This is a genomic window from Accumulibacter sp., from assembly GCF_031732815.1.
In the GTDB taxonomy this organism is placed as follows: Bacteria; Pseudomonadota; Gammaproteobacteria; order Burkholderiales; family Rhodocyclaceae; genus Accumulibacter.
This window is the reverse complement of sequence record NZ_JAVMKF010000036.1, coordinates 22,290-38,957: the sequence shown is the minus strand read 5'-3', so window position 1 is coordinate 38,957 and position 16,668 is coordinate 22,290. Positions and strand designations below refer to the sequence as shown.

The 16,668-nt window shown below is 65.9% G+C and carries 15 protein-coding genes; 9 read left to right on the top strand and 6 right to left on the bottom strand.

Annotated elements, in window-relative coordinates; translation table 11 throughout:
- Positions 1 to 208 precede the first annotated feature (208 nt).
- The 3 genes from RKP46_RS03240 to RKP46_RS03230 all read left to right on the top strand — a co-directional run bounded on the left by RKP46_RS03240 (position 209) and on the right by RKP46_RS03230 (position 6,562).
- The gene (locus tag RKP46_RS03240; protein WP_311105292.1) at positions 209 to 2,299 is read left to right on the top strand and encodes an ATP-binding protein; all 2,091 of its coding nucleotides are present in this window, start codon (positions 209 to 211) and stop codon (positions 2,297 to 2,299) included.
- 78 nt (positions 2,300 to 2,377) lie between these two features.
- Positions 2,378 to 4,450: a response regulator gene (locus RKP46_RS03235; RefSeq protein ID WP_311105291.1), complete on the top strand. Its 2,073-nt coding sequence runs from the start codon at positions 2,378 to 2,380 to the stop codon at positions 4,448 to 4,450.
- Positions 4,451 to 4,591: 141 nt separating this feature from the next.
- Positions 4,592 to 6,562, top strand: coding sequence for a PhoX family phosphatase (locus tag RKP46_RS03230; RefSeq protein WP_311105290.1), 1,971 nt, complete (start codon positions 4,592 to 4,594; stop codon positions 6,560 to 6,562).
- Positions 6,563 to 6,629: 67 nt separating this feature from the next.
- Here the strand turns inward: RKP46_RS03230 and RKP46_RS03225 are convergent, their stop codons facing one another.
- The 4 genes from RKP46_RS03225 to RKP46_RS03210 form a co-directional block, all read right to left on the bottom strand.
- Positions 6,630 to 6,860 carry a thioredoxin family protein gene (locus RKP46_RS03225; RefSeq protein WP_311105289.1) on the bottom strand — a complete coding sequence of 77 codons (231 nt, stop codon included), beginning with the start codon at positions 6,858 to 6,860 and terminating at the stop codon, positions 6,630 to 6,632.
- Between the two features lie 57 nt (positions 6,861 to 6,917).
- Entirely contained in the window at positions 6,918 to 7,979 is a 1,062-nt protein-coding gene (locus tag RKP46_RS03220; protein WP_311105288.1) for a permease, read from the bottom strand.
- 231 nt (positions 7,980 to 8,210) lie between these two features.
- A complete protein-coding gene (locus tag RKP46_RS03215) occupies positions 8,211 to 8,411 on the bottom strand; it encodes a zf-HC2 domain-containing protein (protein WP_311105287.1) in 201 nt (66 codons plus the stop codon).
- On the bottom strand, positions 8,408 to 9,049 hold the full coding sequence (locus RKP46_RS03210; protein ID WP_311105286.1) for a sigma-70 family RNA polymerase sigma factor: 642 nt from the start codon (positions 9,047 to 9,049) through the stop codon (positions 8,408 to 8,410). Before RKP46_RS03210 ends, RKP46_RS03215 begins: the two co-directional genes overlap by 4 nt.
- A 231-nt stretch (positions 9,050 to 9,280) precedes the next feature.
- On the opposite strand from RKP46_RS03210, the gene ald reads away from it, so the two are divergent.
- Both ald and RKP46_RS03200 read left to right on the top strand, forming a co-directional pair.
- Complete coding sequence (gene ald, locus RKP46_RS03205; RefSeq protein WP_311105285.1) at positions 9,281 to 10,396, top strand: alanine dehydrogenase; 1,116 nt, start codon at positions 9,281 to 9,283, stop codon at positions 10,394 to 10,396.
- Between the two features lie 8 nt (positions 10,397 to 10,404).
- Positions 10,405 to 10,602: a hypothetical protein gene (locus RKP46_RS03200; RefSeq protein WP_311105284.1), complete on the top strand. Its 198-nt coding sequence runs from the start codon at positions 10,405 to 10,407 to the stop codon at positions 10,600 to 10,602.
- A 338-nt stretch (positions 10,603 to 10,940) separates the two neighbouring features.
- Here RKP46_RS03200 and RKP46_RS03195 read toward each other — a convergent pair whose 3' ends face one another.
- A complete protein-coding gene (locus tag RKP46_RS03195; RefSeq protein WP_311105283.1) occupies positions 10,941 to 12,173 on the bottom strand; it encodes an AAA family ATPase in 1,233 nt (410 codons plus the stop codon).
- Between the two features lie 186 nt (positions 12,174 to 12,359).
- Positions 12,360 to 13,169 carry an inositol monophosphatase family protein gene (locus RKP46_RS03190; RefSeq protein WP_300332432.1) on the bottom strand — a complete coding sequence of 270 codons (810 nt, stop codon included), beginning with the start codon at positions 13,167 to 13,169 and terminating at the stop codon, positions 12,360 to 12,362.
- Between the two features lie 65 nt (positions 13,170 to 13,234).
- Between RKP46_RS03190 and RKP46_RS03185 the strand changes: the two genes are divergently transcribed.
- From RKP46_RS03185 to RKP46_RS03170, 4 genes are read left to right on the top strand one after another with little or no spacing between them, the layout of a single operon-like run.
- The gene (locus RKP46_RS03185; RefSeq protein ID WP_311105282.1) at positions 13,235 to 14,056 is read left to right on the top strand and encodes an RNA methyltransferase; all 822 of its coding nucleotides are present in this window, start codon (positions 13,235 to 13,237) and stop codon (positions 14,054 to 14,056) included.
- A gap of 45 nt (positions 14,057 to 14,101) precedes the next feature.
- Complete coding sequence (cysE, locus tag RKP46_RS03180) at positions 14,102 to 14,854, top strand: serine O-acetyltransferase (protein ID WP_311105281.1); 753 nt, start codon at positions 14,102 to 14,104, stop codon at positions 14,852 to 14,854.
- A 60-nt stretch (positions 14,855 to 14,914) separates the two neighbouring features.
- Positions 14,915 to 15,394, top strand: coding sequence for a Fe-S cluster assembly transcriptional regulator IscR (gene iscR, locus RKP46_RS03175; protein ID WP_311105280.1), 480 nt, complete (start codon positions 14,915 to 14,917; stop codon positions 15,392 to 15,394).
- Between the two features lie 11 nt (positions 15,395 to 15,405).
- Positions 15,406 to 16,563: a cysteine desulfurase family protein gene (locus RKP46_RS03170; RefSeq protein ID WP_311105279.1), complete on the top strand. Its 1,158-nt coding sequence runs from the start codon at positions 15,406 to 15,408 to the stop codon at positions 16,561 to 16,563.
- Positions 16,564 to 16,668 lie beyond the last annotated feature (105 nt).

Sequence of the window (16,668 nt, the reverse complement as noted above, 5' to 3'; positions counted from 1 at the left end):
CCGAGCGCTTCGAGCGCTATCAGCACGATCCGGAAAACCCGCGCAGCCTGAGCCATAACGATGTGCGCGGAATCCTCGAAACCGCCGATCCTTGTGGATCAGCACGCGAGGCGGTGGTGTCTCGAGATTCGATCCGCGCACGGCTTCGTTTCGCAACTTCGACAAGCACGGCGGACTGCAAGGCAATGACTCTTACCAAGCCGCGTTCGTGGCTGCCGATGGCGACATCTACTTCGGCGGGGTCAACGGGGTCAACGGGGTCAATGCGTTCTACCCCCAGGAGATCAAGGATTCGGCGTTCGTTCCGCCGATTGTCCTTACCGGTTTCCATGTGTTCAACAAGCCGGTCGCCATTGGCGCTGCGGATTCGCCCTTGCAGACGGCGATCAATGAGACTGAGCGCGTGACGCTGGCTTACGACCAGTCGGTGTTTTCCTTCGAGTTTGCCGCGCTGAACTATCGGTTTCCGGTCAAGAACCGTTATGCCTACAAGCTGGAAGGCTTCGACCGAGACTGGAATCAGGTGGGCAGCGAGCGCCGGTTCGCCACCTGCACCAACCTCGATCCGGGGGCTTACGTTTTCCGGGTAAAGGGGTCGAACAATGATGGGGTGTGGAACGAGGAGGGCAGAGCGATCGAAGTGGTCAGCACTCCGCCCCGGTGGAAAACCGCCTGGGCCCGTACGCTGGCGCTGGTGCTCACCCTGGGTTTGCTGGCTGGCGGTTACTACTGGCGGGTCAGCGCCATCCAGCGGCGCAACCGGGAACTCAAGATCCAGGTGGGTGAGCGCACGCGGTCGCTGGCCGAAGCGAAAGAGGCGGCCGAAGCGGCCAATCGCGCGAAGAGCGTGTTTCTCGCCAACATGAGCCACGAACTGCGTACGCCGTTGAATGCGGTATTGGGCTACTCTGAACTGCTCTTGCGCGACGCAGCCAGCGGCCGGGAGCGCCTCTCGCCTGGCCAATCCGAACATCTGTCCACGGTACACCGCAGTGGCGAACATCTGCTGACGCTGCTCAACAATGTGCTCGACCTTTCGCGCATCGAGGCCGGGCGGACACTCGTCACCCCGAGCGATTTTGACCTGCACGAGCTGCTCGCCGGGCTCAAGGAGATGTTTGCACTCGTCGCGACGAACAAGGGGCTGACGCTGCTCATCGAGCCTGCCACCGATCTCCCGCGACTGGTGCGCACGAACGAGCTGAAACTGCGCCAGATGCTGATCAACCTGATGAACAACGCCTTCAAGTTTACCGAGCGCGGCGGGGTGACGCTGCGGGCAAGCGCGCAGTTTCTCGGCAGCGCCGAAGCGGGCAGCAAGCCGGGCAGCCCTGTGCGCCTGAGCTTCGAGGTGGCCGACAGTGGCGTCGGCATCGCAGCCGAAGACTTGGCCGGGCTGTTCCAGCCCTTCGTGCAATCTGCCCGTGGCCAGAAACACGGCGAAGGCAGCGGCCTGGGACTGGCCATCACGCACCAATTCGCCGAGTTGCTCGGCGGCACCATCGAGGTACATAGCACGCTGGGCGTGGGCACCACCTTCACGTTCACGATCGTCGCGCATGAAGCGGCGTGCGAGCAGCCGCTGGACGCAGGCGAAGGCCGTCCGGTCGTCGGCTTGGCGCCCGGGCAGGCCGTCTGGCGCATCCTGGTCGCCGACGACGATGCCAGCAGTCGGCGGCTGCTCGTCCAGATGCTCAAGCCGCTCGGCTTCGCCGTCGAGGAAGCGGGCGGCCATGCAGCGATCGCCGTCCGGGAACGCTGGCACCCGCACCTGATCTGGATGGACATGCGGATGCCCAATCTCGACGGGCGGCAGGCGGCGCAGCAGATCAAGTCCGCCCCGGGTGGGGCCGACACGAAGATCGTCGCCCTGACTGCCAGCAGCTTCGAGGAAGAGCGCGCCGAGATCCTGGCCGCGGGCTGCGACGACTTTCTGCGCAAGCCCTGTCGCGCGGCGACGCTCCTCGAACTGATTGAGAAGCACCTGGGTGTGCGCTATGTTTACGCCGACAAGGTGGCGGCAAAGGCACCGGCGATGGACGACAGGGCGCGCGTGCATGCCTTACAATCACTGCCTGATGAGTGGTTGGCGCGCCTGGAAGAAGCTGCGATCCGCACCGAAATGAACTGGGTCGAGCAACTGATCGAGGAGATGCCCGCCGAGAGCGACGCCATCGCCGGCGAAATGCGAGCGCTGGCCAACGACTTTGATTACAGGCGGATCATTGCACTGGTGCAGCGCGCGCGTCGTCGCGCAGAAGACCAGAGTGATGGCAATTGGAGGGAAGGACGCGAGTAATGCTGGCCTTGCAACGAGTGTCTACAACGGGCCGCAAGCGACCGACTGGCCGGGCCGAAGGGCCCGGGAGCGGCTGACGTGTCGGGCGCGCCGGCCGAGCGTGCGGCCAGTATTCTGGCCGTTGACGACAGCCGCGACGGCCTGCGGCTTCTTGCGCGGCTGTTATCGGAGCAGGGCTTTCAGGTTCGCCCGGTCCTCGATGGTGCGGCCGCGCTGGCCGCCGCCGCACTCGAAGTGCCGGACCTGGTACTGCTCGACCTGCAGATGCCCGGCATGGACGGCTACGAGGTCTGCCGCCGCCTGAAGGCCGACGAGCGCACTGCCGGTACCCCGGTGATCTTCCTCAGCGCCGCCGATGAGACGGTCAACAAGATTCAGGCGTTCGCCGTCGGCGGCGCCGATTTCATCACCAAGCCCTACCATGCCGGCGAAGTGTTTGCCCGGATCGACGCACAACTGCGTCTCTATCGCCTGAAGGCGCGCGTCGAAGCGCAGAACCGGGAGCTGCAGGGCGAGATCGCCGAACGCGAGCGCGCCGAAGCGGCTTTGCTGGAACTGAACCAGCGGCTGGAAGAGCGCGTCGCCGAGCGCACCGCCGACCTGATCCGCACCAATGCCGAACTCAAGGTCGAGATCAGCGAGCGCAAGCGCGTGGAGGCCGAATTGCTTGCCTATCGCGATCATCTGGAGGAACTGGTCGAGCGGCGCACGGCGGAACTGGCGCAAGCCAAGGAGGCGGCCGAGGCCGCCAACCGGGCGAAGAGCACTTTCCTGGCCAACATGAGTCACGAACTGCGCACGCCGTTGAATGCGATCCTCGGCTTTGCCGCCATGCTCAGGCGGGACCCGGGTGCGAGCGACGGCCAGCGGCGCGATCTGGAGATCATCAACCGCAGCGGGGAGTACCTGCTCGTGTTGATCAACGACATCCTCGACATGGCCAAGATCGAGGCCGGGCGAATGCAGGTGACGAAGCTTTCCTTCGACCTGGCTGCGCTGATCCGCGACACGGCAGACCTGATGCGCGTTCGGGCCGAGGAAAAGGGGCTGCAACTGCTCGTCGCGCCGGCGGCGGACGTGCCGCGCTGCGTGTGCAGCGACGAGGCCAAGTTGCGGCAAATCCTGGTCAATCTTCTCGGCAACGCGATCAAGTTCACCCGGCGCGGTGGCGTCAGCCTGCGCCTCGGCATCGCTGCGGGCGCGGACACGCTCCACCTGCTGATCGAGGTCGAAGACAGCGGTTCCGGCATTGCCGCCGAGGAGCAGGCAAGGATTTTCGATCCGTTCGTCCAGGCTGGCAGTTCCTCGGGGCAGAAGGGGACCGGTCTGGGACTGGCGATTACCCGGCAGTTCGTCGAACTGATGGGCGGCCGGATCAGTGTAACCAGCGAGCTTGGGCAGGGCAGTTGTTTTCGCGTCGAGTTACCCGTCGAACCGGCAGGAGAAGCCCGGCTGCCGCCGGCTGAGGAGGCGTCCGGCGAGATTCTTCAGTTGGCGCCGGAGCAGGGCGAACTGCGCGTTCTGGTCGTCGAGGATCAACCGGAAAGCGCGTTGCTCCTCTGCCGCTTGCTTGAGGAAGTGGGCTTTCAGGTGCAAGCGGCGGCGACCGGCGCCGAGGCCATTGAAGTGTTTGCGCGTTGGCAGCCGCAATTCGTCTGGATGGACTGGCGGATGCCGGAAATGAACGGGCTGGAAGCGACGCGGCACATCCGTTCGCTGGCCGGGGGCGGGACAGTGAAGATCGTCGGACTGACCGCCTCCGTGTTCATCGAGCAACGCGCGGAGATGCTGGCGGCGGGTATGGACGACGTTCTAGCCAAACCATTTCGGCGCAACGAAATCCTGGATTGCATGGGACGGCAGCTCAAGCTGCGTTACCTGCGGTGCGCGCCCGCCAGCGCAGCGGCCGCTGCGCCAGCGCCAGTGACGCTGGATAGTGCAGTGATCGGGGCGCTCCCCGAGGCATTGCGCAGCGCTTTGTCAGAGGCCCTGCTGGCCCTGGACGCGGCAAGCATCGACGCCCTGATCGGGCAGGTTGCCGAACGCGATGCAGCGCTCGGCGCGTGCCTGCGGCGGCACGCCGACAGCTTCGAGTACGAGCTGATCGAGAAGGCATTATCCTCGGTGAGCGCGCCGCCAGACTCGGTCTGAGATGCGAGCGTCAGGCAACTGACGATCTGCGGCAGCGTGGCGCGCGGGTGAAACCGGTACAAGTCGGGCGCTCTCGCCGCGCGGCGATGCGGGCAATCGGGTGCCTTCAGCGCTACCTCGGCCAACTTCGGAGAATCAGCGATGGAAAAAATCGCCCCTCTTCATCGGCGTTTGCCGCCGTCGGCGGTGGACGACCAGTCGGTGTGCAACGACAGCGCAAATCCGTGCTTCGGCGAACTGCTGACCGGCATGGAGGCCACTCCGGCGACGCGTCGGCGCGTTCTGCAAGGCGGCCTGGGCAGCCTGGCGCTGGCCTTCCTGGGCTGGATAGACTTGCCGTCGGCAACCGCAGGTGGGCGCCCGACGCTCAACTTCCCGGCCCTTGCCGCGGCGCGTGAAGACGCCGTGCGTGTTGCCGACGGACACGTGCTGCAGTTGCTCTACGCCTGGGGCGACCCGGTTTCGGACGGACCGGCTTTCCGTTCCGACGGTGGCAACAGCGCGGCCGAGCAGGCGGTACAAGCCGGCATGCACCACGATGGAATGCACTTCTTTCCGTTCAGCGAGAACGGGCAGGCCTCGTCCACGCGTGGCGTGTTGTGCATCAACCACGAATACACCGACGAAGGGCTGTTGCATGCAGACGGCATGGCCGAATGGAGCCACGCGAAGACGACAAAGTCGCAGAATGCGCACGGCGTTTCGGTGATCGAGGTCGAACTCGTCGGCAGCGGGGCCGACCGGCGCTGGCGCGTCGTGCGGCCTTCACGCTACGCGCGCCGGATCACCGCGCGCACGCCGCTGCGCATTGCCGGTCCGGCGGCCGGTGCGCCGGCCATGCGCACACGCGACGATGCGCGCGGGCTGGTCGTCTTCGGCACGCTGGCGAACTGCGCGATGGGCGTCACGCCGTGGGGAACGTATCTCAGTTGCGAGGAGAACTTCAACGGCTATTTCAATGGTCTGGCACAGCCGACGCCGGAACAGCAGCGCTACGGCATTCGGCGCGGCGGCCATGGTGCGCGCTGGCACGAGCACGACCGTCGTTTCGACGTGGCGAGCGAAGCCAACGAGGCCAATCGCTTCGGCTGGGTCGTCGAGATCGATCCGCGCCGGCCGACGCAGGCGCCGGTCAAGCGGACGGCGCTTGGTCGCTTCAAACACGAGAGTGCGACCGTGACGCTCGCCGCCGATCGGCGCGTCGTCGTCTACATGGGCGACGACGAAGCCTTCGAATACATCTACAAGTATGTCTCTGACGACCCCTACCAAGCCTCCGATCCAGCCGGCGGCGGACACCTGCTCGACCGGGGAACGCTCTACGTCGCGCGCTTCTCGCCTGATCGGCGCGGCCGCTGGCTGGCGCTGCAGCATGGGCGCAACGGGCTGGTCGCGGCGACCGGCTTTGCTGATCAGGCCGAGGTGCTGATCCGCGCACGCCAGGCGGCCGACCTCGTCGGGGCGACGAAGATGGACCGGCCCGAGTGGATTGCCGTCCATCCGCAGACCGGCGAGGTCTATTGCACGCTGACCAGCAACCGCCGGCGGAGCGTCGCCGACGCCGCCAATCCGCGTGCGCCGAACGCCTTCGGGCACATCATTCGCTGGCGCGAGGCGGCCGACGACGCGGCGGCGATCGATTTCTCGTGGGACATTTTCCTCCTGTGCGGCGACCCTCAGCACGCCGACGCCGGGCAGCGCGGCAACATCCGGGGCGACGCCTTCGGCAGCCCGGACGGCCTGTGGTTCGACGCGCAGGGCCGCTTGTGGATACAGACCGACGCGCCCGGTGCAGCGATTCGCGGTGGCGACTACGAGCGCCTGGGCAACAACCAGGTGCTCGTTGCCGATGTCGGCAACGGCGAAGTTCGCCGCTTCCTGACCGGTCCGAACGGCTGCGAGATCACCGGGCTGACCGGCACGCCGGATGGTTGCAACCTGTTCGTCAACATCCAGCACCCTGGTGAGGCACCCGGCGCACGCAGCGATCCAGCGCAGCCAATGGCTACCTCGGGTTGGCCGGCGAACCAGTTTCCGGAAGCCAGCGGCGGCCGGCCGCGCTCGGCGACGATCGTCATCCGGCGGCGCGACGGCGGCCTCGTCGCCGGTTAGCCGGGGCGCGGGGCGCGCGACAACGACCGGCCGCCCAGCCGCATCGCCGCGTCTCTTGCCAGCGCGCCTAGAGCCAGCCGGCGACTTTGGCGCGGTCAGGCACGCCGCCGCTGTGCACCACCTTGCCGTCCACCACGACGCCCGGCGTCGACATGACGCCGTATTTCATGATCTCGGGCAGCGCGTCGACTTTCGACAGGGCGATGGCGACGCCCTTTTCGGCGGCGACTTCCTCGATCAGCCGGATCGTGTTGCGGCAGTTGGCACAGCCGGTGCCGAGCACCTTGACGTCTTTCACGCAGCTTCTCCTCTTCCAGCAGGTAATGCCTGCCCCTGCCTGCGCCTACCGGCGCGCTCAGCTCAGGAGCAGGTTGAACACGTAGCCCACCAGCAGAATACCGCCCCCGACGACGCTGGCGAAGGTCAGGATCAAGCGCAGTTTCAGTACCTTGCGCAGGATGATCATTTCCGGCAGGGAGAGCGCGATGACGCTCATCATGAAGGCGAGGACGGTGCCGAGCGCAGCCCCCTTGCCGAGCAGGGCCTCGACGATAGGGATGATGCCGGCGGCGTTGGCGTACATCGGCACGCCGATCAGGACGGCCAGCGGCAGCGACCACCAGGGCGCATCCCTGCCCATGATCGAGGCCATGAAATCCTCCGGTACGTAGCCGTGAATCCCGGCGCCGATGGCAATGCCGGCGACCACGTAGGGCCAGACCTTGCCGACGATTTCCCGCACGTGGCGCCAGCCGGCCTGGAAACGTTCGACCCAGGTGACTTGCCCACCGGCGAATTCCGGTGCCGTGCCGTTCAGCATGCCCTGCACCCAGTCTTCGAGATGACGTTCCATGCGCAGCTTGCCGATCACCAGGCCGGCGACGATCGCCACGCTCAGGCCCAGCCCGAGGTAGAGCGCCGCGACCTTCCAGCCGAACAGGCCGAAGAGCAGGACGAGCGCTACCTCGTTGACCATCGGTGCCGAGATGAGGAAGGAGAAGGTGACACCGAGCGGAACGCCGGCCGAGAGAAAACCGATGAACAGCGGCACCGCCGAACACGAACAGAATGGCGTGACGATTCCCAGGCTGGCTGCGAGCACGTTGCCGACGCCGACCCGCTTGCCGGCCAGGAGCGCGCGCGTCCTTTCGGGTGAAAAGAAGGTCTGAACGATGCCCATCAGGAAGACGATTCCGGTGAGCAGGAGCAAGACCTTGGGCGTGTCGTAGAAGAAGAAATGCACCGCCTCGCCGAGTGCCGTGCCGTGCGCCAGACCGAGCAGGGCGATCAGCGCATCGGCCAAGGCATTCAGGTGCCGGTAGAGGGCAAACCAGAGCGCGCCGGCGCAAGCCAGGCCGATGACCCAGCAGGCGGCAACGCCGGTTTCGCTTTTTGGTAGTAGGGCGGGAGCAGTCATCCTGGAGCCCGGGCAAGCGTCCTCAGTGTCATGCATGCAGCTTGGCCCGAGCGCTGCTGGCCGGCCGACCGATACCGGCACGCGCAGCCACGCGAGCTTGCGATGAAGTTCATTTTACACGTTTGCTCAGGCCGGCGCCTGGGCGACGCCGCGCCGCGGCAAGCTTCCGCCGCTTGTCGTCCGCCACTTGTCGTCCGCCACTTGTCGTCCGCCACCGATTCGTGCTGCCAATCAGTCCTCGGTGGACGGCATTGCGTCCTCGCCGCTGGCCCGGCGCCGGCAAGCCTGGCGCAGCAGGGCGAGTTGCCGCCGGTAGTTGCGGCAGCCGATGCAGAGCAGCGTATGCAGGCGCAGCGCGGCGCGCTCGCCTGCGCTGAGCGGACGATCCAGCGCTTCCGAAAGCAGGCGAGCCGCGTGTCGACAGCTGATCATCGCTGTTCACCTGCGCCGGCAAACCATTTCTGGTCGAGGCAGAGGCGCAGGCTCATACGCGCCCGATGCAGGACGACCCAGCAGTGGTTCGCAGTCATCGACAGCTCGCGGCAGATCTCGCCAGTTTCCAGACCGAGCATTTCGCGCATCATGAAGACGCGTGCAGTGGCCGGCGGGAGATCGTCCAGGCAGGCGTCGAGGACCGCCCAGAAGCTGCGGTTTTCGAAGGCCTGCTCCGGGTTGCCCCAGGTTGCCGGCCGCATTTCGCGCTGCCAGTGGCCATCGGCGGTGTACAGCGGGTTGAAGTCGTCGTCGTTCATCTCGTTCTCGCCTGCCGCGCAGCTCGCTTCGCGCGTTCGGCGTCGGATCGCGTCGACGATCTTGTTGCGCAGGATCGAAAAAGCCCAGGTCTTCAGGCGGGCACGCTGGGCGAAGCGGTCGGCCGATTCGAGCGCCGCCAGCATCGCCTCTTGCACCGCGTCCTCGGCGCTGGCGCGGTCGCGCAGTTGCAGCAGCGCGAAGCGCAGCATGTCGCGGCGAAAGCCGTCGAGCTCGTCAACGATGGCTGCCGCTTCCTCCGGCAGCCGGCGGCTGGCTGCGGGCTTGCGGGCATCGGCGGCGGTCGGATCAGCAGGCATGCGGGCTTGATGGAGGCAATGGGTTGGCCAGTGGATCGACGTTTCGCTCGACGATGATCGATGGCGGGCGCGACCGGAGGTGAGAGTGTAGCGACATGCGCCGACGCCGGCCAGGGCCTGGTCGCCCAGCCTCGGCCGTCCCCGGGCTGACGCGCAGGCTGACGACGATTCGCCGCCGGTTGCGAAATCCAATAAGATGCTGGGACCGCAACCATTGGCAAGGAGACCGCGATGCATGTTGGCGTTCCAAGGGAGATCAAGAATCACGAATATCGCGTCGGACTGACGCCTTCGTCGGTGCGCGAGATGGTCGCGCACGGTCATCAGGTCACCGTCGAGAGCGGCGCCGGGCGCGGCATCGGTGCCACCGACGAGGTCTATCGCAAAGCCGGCGGACGCATCGTGGAAACCGCCGAGGAAGTCTTCGCCGAGTGCGAGATGATCGTCAAAGTGAAGGAACCGCAGGCGGGCGAGCGCGCGATGTTGCGCGAAGGCCAGATCCTGTACACCTACCTGCATCTGGCGCCCGATCCGGAGCAGTGCGCCGGACTGGTCGCCAGCGGTGCAGTCTGCATTGCCTACGAGACGGTGACCCAGCCGGGCGGCGGCCTGCCGCTGCTCGCGCCGATGTCCGAAGTCGCCGGCCGGATGTCGATCCAGGCTGGTGCCTACTGCCTGGAGAAGGCGCACGGCGGGATGGGCGTGCTGCTCGGCGGCGTTGCCGGTGTTCCCTCGGCGCGCATCGTCATCCTGGGCGGTGGAGTGGTCGGTTCGAATGCCGCGCAGATGGCCGTTGGTACCGGCGCGCAGGTGGTCGTCATCGACCGCAACATCGACGTTCTGCGCAAGATGGACCGCCTGCTCGGTGCTCGCGTGATCACCGTTTTTTCCAATCGCGACAACGTCGAGCAGCACGTGCTGCGTGCCGACCTGGTGATCGGCGGCGTACTGATTCCGGGCGCTGCGGCACCGAAGCTGATCACGCGCCAGATGATCGACGCGATGAAGCCCGGTTCGGTGATCGTCGACGTCGCCATCGACCAGGGTGGGTGCTGCGAGACCGCGCATCCGACGACGCACGCCGAACCGACCTACGTCGTCGGCAACGTCGTCCATTACTGCGTCGCCAACATGCCAGGCGGCGTGCCGCGCACCTCGACTTATGCGCTGAACAACGCGACGCTGCCCTTTGCCCTGCAAATCGCCGACAAGGGCTGGCGCAGCGCGCTGCGCGACAACGAGCACCTGCGCAACGGGCTGAACGTCGCTTTCGGCAAGGTCACCTGTCGTGAGGTGGCCGAGGACCTGCATTACGACTATCACGACGCCTTGTCGGTGATCGACTGAGCGGGGCGATGGTGGCGACCGCGCGCGGCAAGCCGAGCGGTCGGCTGAAAGCGGGAAAGCCGCTGCCGGTAAAGCCGCCAGCGCGCGGCGGCGGGGCTGCGCGGTCGTCGGCCGGCGCACGCCAGGTATCCCCCGGCGCCGCAGCGCGCTGGCAGCGTACCGTCCGCTACGCCTGGGACAAGGGCGGCAGCCGCGGCGGTCGCTAGCCGCCGCGCTGCGCGGCGCGGGTGGCCAGGAAGGGCGGCGACTGTCGGGCGCCCGCTGCTCCACTCGGGTGAGCGCTGCGGATTGCTCAGGGGGCTTGTCACTTCAGCAATCACCGCGTGCCGTTTCTCAAAGCTGCGCGAGCGGCGCGAATTGTCTGGCAAATAGTTGGCGAAGCCGCGGAGCCGGTCGGGCAAGCGCTGGAACAAGTCTGGTTTCCCCTGGTAGGCATGGACGCTCCAGGTCAGCTCGGCGGGCAGCCAGCGAGGCAGCAGTGAGCGCAGGAAAACCTCCATGGACCGGTCTTCGACCAGGAACTCCAAGTGCGCGACGCTCGCCGTCATCGAGCAAGCGGCGCAGTCGGACCGCCCTGGTTGACCAAGGGATCGCCAAGGCCAAGAAAGCCTTCCATCCAGAGGTGCCCGAGTTGCGCCCCCTGCTTGATCTGCTCCGGTACTCCCCGTAGGTCGTCTGCCCGGCGGGCCTGGGTGTGACCGCTTTCGTCACGCCACAATACACGCGTCTCTTCCGGCTTCAAGGCGTTGAGGAAGAAGGGTGAATGCGTGGTGACCAGGACTTGCGTGCGTTCGCACGCGGCACGCCATTCCTCGGCCACTTCGGGCAGCAGGCGGGGATGGAGAAAGTTCTCCGGTTCCTCCATGCCGATGAAAGGGGGTGGATCCGGGTCATAGAGCAGAACGAGATAAGCCAGCATCTTGAGCGTGCCGTCCGAGGCAAACCTAGCCAGCACCGGATGACTGAAAGGCGCGTCCTTGATCTGCAGAAGCAGGCGCCCGTCCAGCATCGTTTCGGCGAGGACGCGTTCGACACGGGGTACGCGCGCGCGCAGGGCAGCAAAAATGCGCTCAAGCAGTTCCGGATGCTGTTCAGCCAGATATTGGATGACATTCGCCAGATTGTCACCGGTCTTGCTCAGACGCTCTTGCGGTCCGGCTTCGGGTTGACCGCGTGCCGTATCGGCTGCGAGGTAGGACACGTGCCAGCCGGTAATGAACTCACGCAACGCGGCTACCCGCGGATGCTCGGCAAACTGACCGAGGGCGTTGACCGCCAGCAGATCGGGCGACTTGAGCGGTACGTCGATACGCCGGTCCTCTTCGTCGGGCAACTCGCCACTTGTCGCACGTCCTTGTCCTTCACGGTAGTCAAGAAAGCGAAAGGGCTTCCCCCGCTGCCCTCGTCGCCATTGCAGCCATTCTTCGACGACGACCGGGCCGTGCTTGAGTTCATCGACGGCGACGTGATACGTGATCAGCGGGTACCCATGCTCTTTGTACTTGATTTCGATGGCCACTGGCCCATCGCTGCCGCGCGTCTTGAGTTCCTTGGCGCGTCCGCGCTTGTCCCAGGCTCGCCGCAAACCGAGTTCAAAGCATTCGGCGAGGAACGCAAAGACGTCGAACACGGTCGACTTGCCACTGCCGTTGGGGCCGAGGAGGACGGTCATCGGGGTCAGTCCCTTGAACTCGATGTCGTGCAGAGCGCGGAAGTTGCGTACTTTGAGGTACTCGATGCGAGCCGGTGTGCGGGTCGCTGCGTCGCTTGTCAGCATGTTGCCTCCAGGTCTCGAGCGTCCGGCTGGCGGGTCGGCGGGCCGGCGGAGCCGGCCCGCCGGGTAAGCCGGAGAGGGCGCATTCCGAGTCGGCGCCTGGGCGGATTATCGTCGATTCGGCATGCGCTGTGCAGGGCGAGGTCAGTGCCTGCCGCGGGGAAATGCCGTGCGCCGGGCCTCGGCGCCTCAGGCGTTCAGGCCAGGTTTGCGATGGGGGTCGATCACCTGCAGAAGTTGCGCGAAAACCCGGGGCGTTCCGGCGATCACGTTGCCGGTCTGCAGATAGGTTTCGTTGCCGGCGAGATCGCCGATCAGGCCGCCGGCTTCGGCCACCAGGAGGGCGCCGCCGGCAATATCCCAGGGTGAGAGGCCGAACTCCCAGAAGCCATCGTAGCGCCCGCAGGCGACGTAGGCGAGGTCGAGCGAGGCAGCGCCCGGGCGGCGGATGCCGGCTGTCTTGCGCGTCAGGTCCTTGAAGATCGCCAGGTAAGTGTCGATGTGCTCCTGCACGCGGTAGGGAAAGCCGGTGCCGATCAGCGCGTCTTCCAGCTTCAGGCACTTGCTGACGCGGATTCGCCGCTCGTTGAGAAAGGCGCCGCCGCCCTTGCTGGCGGTGAACATTTCGTTGCGCGTAGTGTCATAGACCGCAGCGTGCACGAGCTGTCCGCGGTGTGCCAGCGCGATCGAGATGGCGTATTGCGGCAGGCCGTGAATGTAGTTGGTCGTTCCGTCGAGCGGGTCGATGATCCACTGGTACTCGCTGCCGGCAGCCCGACCGGCGGTGTGGCCAGACTCCTCTGCTAGAATTCCATATTCGGGATAGGCCTCGTGCAGGACTTCGATGATCGCCGCTTCGGCGGCCCTGTCGACCTCGGTGACGAAGTCGCTCTGGCGCTTGCTGGTCACCTGCAGGTGTTCGAGGTCGAGCGAGGCGCGGTTGATGATCTGGCTGGCGCGGCGCGCCGCCCGGATGATGATGTTGAGCGCTGGGTGCATGGTCTTGACGTACGGGACGGGCGGCTGCGGCCGCCCGATTGTTTTGGAGGATCACGGATTCTAATATGAACGGCGCCGGCGAATCGGAAACTTCGCGCGCCTTGCTTGAGCGCGTGCACATCGTTCTCGTTCAGCCCAGCCATCCGGGCAACATTGGCGCGGCAGCGCGGGCGATGAAGACGATGGGCTTGTCGCACCTCTGGCTGGTCAATCCGAAGCGTTTTCCGGATGGCGAGGCGGACGCGCGTGCGGCGGGAGCGGAGGACGTGCTGCGTGCTGCGCGCGTCTGCGCCAGCGTCGATAGCGCGCTGGCGGCGACCGTGTACGCCGGGGCAGTGACCGCGCGCCAGCGTCATCTCGGGCCACCCGCCCTGGCGGCGCGCGCAGCCGCCGAGGAAGTCGCCGCGTGGGCGGCGACGGGCGAGGTCGCGTTGCTTTTCGGCAATGAGACGGCTGGTCTGGCGAACGCCGACGTGCAGCGCTGCCGGCGGACAATCTACATCCCGAGCGACCCGGGCTACGCTTCGCTCAATCTGGCGGCCGCGGTGCAGGTGTTGTGCTACGAATTGCGGCTGGCTGCTTTTGCCGGTGCTCCGCCCTGCTCGACACGCGCGGTTCCCTTTGCTTCGCCGCCTGCCCGGCACGCCGAGGTCGAAGGCTTGTACACGCACCTGGAGCGGGTCATGATCGCCAGCGGCTTTCTCGACCCGCACCAGCCGCGTCGTCTGATGGCCAAACTGCGCCGCCTGTTCGGCCGCGCGACGCTGGAGCGTGACGAGATCAACATTCTGCGCGGCGTGCTCGACGCGCTCGAGCGCGAGCGATCGCCGGTCGGCGAGGCGCGCGACGAGTCTGCTTCTGTTCCTGAAAATAGTGGACAGACGTAGTGTGGGATTGTATGATCGCGGGTTTGACTTGAGGAGCTATGCCTGATGTTCGCCCGATTGCGCGAAGACATTCAGTCTGTTTTCGATCGGGATCCTGCCGCACGTACGTCGTGGGAAGTGCTGACGTGCTATCCCGGCGTCCACGCGATGGTCGGTCACCGCCTGGCGAACTGGCTGTGGACGCACCGTTTGCGCTGGCTCGGCCGCTTCGTCTCGCACCTTGGTCGTTTCCTGACCGGGATCGAGATTCATCCGGGTGCGACGATCGGCCGCCGCCTGTTCATCGACCACGGCATGGGCGTGGTGATCGGTGAGACGGCGGTGATCGGCGACGACGTGACGCTGTACCACGGCGTGACGCTCGGGGGAACTTCGTGGAACAAGGGCCGGCGTCACCCGACGCTGGAGAGTGGCGTGGTGGTCGGCGCCGGGGCCAAGATCCTGGGACCGATCACCATCGGCCAGTCGGCCAAGGTCGGTTCGAACGCGGTCGTCGTCAAGGATGTCCCGGCGCGCGCGACAGCCGTCGGCAACCCGGCCCGGGTGATCGACGGCGAGCAGGCGGAGAAGCGCGAGCAGATGGCCGGTCAACTCGGTTTCTCGGCCTATGCGCTGGCCGGCGAGGTGGACGATCCGTTGGCAAAAGCAATCCATGGTTTGCTCGATCACGCTGTAGAAGCGGATCGGCGTTTCGAGGCCTTGTTGAGGAAACTCGACGAGGCCGGTGTGGCCGTCGAGGGTGAACTGGCTGCGGCGGATCGTTTCGATCCGCAATACTTGAGCAGAATAGTTGACTAATCGGCGGATTTTTCATATAGTTGTAGTGCTTGCGCAACTATTATCATCAAAGGAGGAAGCATGCGTTTAACTACAAAAGGACGTTTTGCCGTAACGGCAATGGTGGATCTCGCCCAGCGCTGCAGCGAGGGTCCGGTCTCTCTGGCGGGAATCAGCGAACGGCAGAAGATTTCGCTGTCCTATCTCGAGCAGCTCTTCGGCAAGCTGCGCCGCTATGGTCTGGTGTCCAGCGTGCGTGGTCCCGGCGGCGGCTATCGCCTGGCGCGTGCGGTCGGCGAGATGACGGTCACCGACATCATTCGCGCCGTTGACGAACCGCTCGATGCGACGCAATGCCGCGGCAAGGAAAACTGCCGCGAGGACGAACGCTGCATGACGCATGACCTGTGGTCTACGCTGAACGACAAGATGTTCGAGTACCTGAGTTCGGTGACGCTGGCCGAGCTGGTCGAGCAGCAGGGTCAGGTCGTCGACCCGGGGGCAGGCAAGGGCTATCGGCGCGGGCGGCCGCGCGCGAAGGCGGCTGCGCTCGGGAGCTGATCGCCCGCACCATGTTCGCTCCCGCATATTTCGACCATAACGCGACGACGCCGGTTGAACCGGCGGTGCTCGAGGCGATGCTGCCGTATTTTTCGGTGCAGTTCGGCAACGCCTCGAGCCGGCACGAGTATGGTCGGGCAGCGCGGCGCGCAATCGACGAGGCGCGCGGCAAGGTAGCCGCCGCCGTCGGAGCGCAGGCGAACGAAGTGATCTTCACCAGCGGAGGATCGGAAGCCAACAACCTTTTTCTGAAAGGAGCGGCAGCGTGCTTGCGACCCGGCGCGCTGCTGGTCAGCGGGCTCGAGCATCCGTGCGTGCTCAGGCCGGCTGAACAACTGGCCCGCCATGGCTGGACGCTGCACCGTGCGCCGATCGACGCTACGGGTCGGGTCGATGCCACCGCTTTTGCCGAGCTGTTGCGCGAGCGACCGAAGCTTGTCTCGGTCATGCTGGCGAACAACGAGACCGGCGTCGTGCAGGATGTCGAGGCGCTTGCCAGCGCGGCGCGCAGTGCGCAGGCATGGTTTCACACCGATGCGGTGCAGGCGGTCGGCAAGCTGCCGGTCGATTTTCGGCGGCTGAACGCGGCCGGAGTGCACGCGCTCACCTTGTCCGGGCACAAGCTCGGCGGGCCGAAGGGCGCTGCCGCACTGATCCTCGACAAGCGCCTCGAGCTTGAGTCGCTGATTGCGGGTGGCGGGCATGAGCGCGGCCTGCGCTCGGGCACCGAGAACGTCGCGGCAATCGTCGGCCTGGGCGTTGCCTGCGCGCTGGCGGTCGAACGTCAGGCAGCGTATGCACGGCATGTCGCCGTCCTGCGCCAGCGGCTGGAGAGTGGTTTGCTTGGCTTGGGGGCGACGGTTTTCGGCCTGGTGGCGGTTCGTCTGCCGAATACCGTGTATTTCGCGTTACCGGAACTCGACGGCGAAACGCTGGTCGGACAGCTTGACCGGGCCGGTTACGCGGTCGCCAGCGGCGCAGCGTGTTCGAGCGCCAATCCCGAACCGTCGCATGTCTTGCGTGCCATGGGGGTGAGCCCCGAACTGGCGCGCGCTGCGGTGCGCGCCAGTCTGGGCGCGGCGAGCACGGCGGAAGAGGTCGACGGCTTTTTGTCGGCGCTGAATTCGACGGCCGTCCGCTTGCGCCGCCTGACCGCGATGTCCGCTTAGGCGGTACTTTATTCTGGTGCGCCGGAGAGTCGACGGTTGCCTGATGGCGCCGGCTGCTCTCAGGCACAAATGCAGAGGATTCTTGGATCTTGGAAGCCATGACAC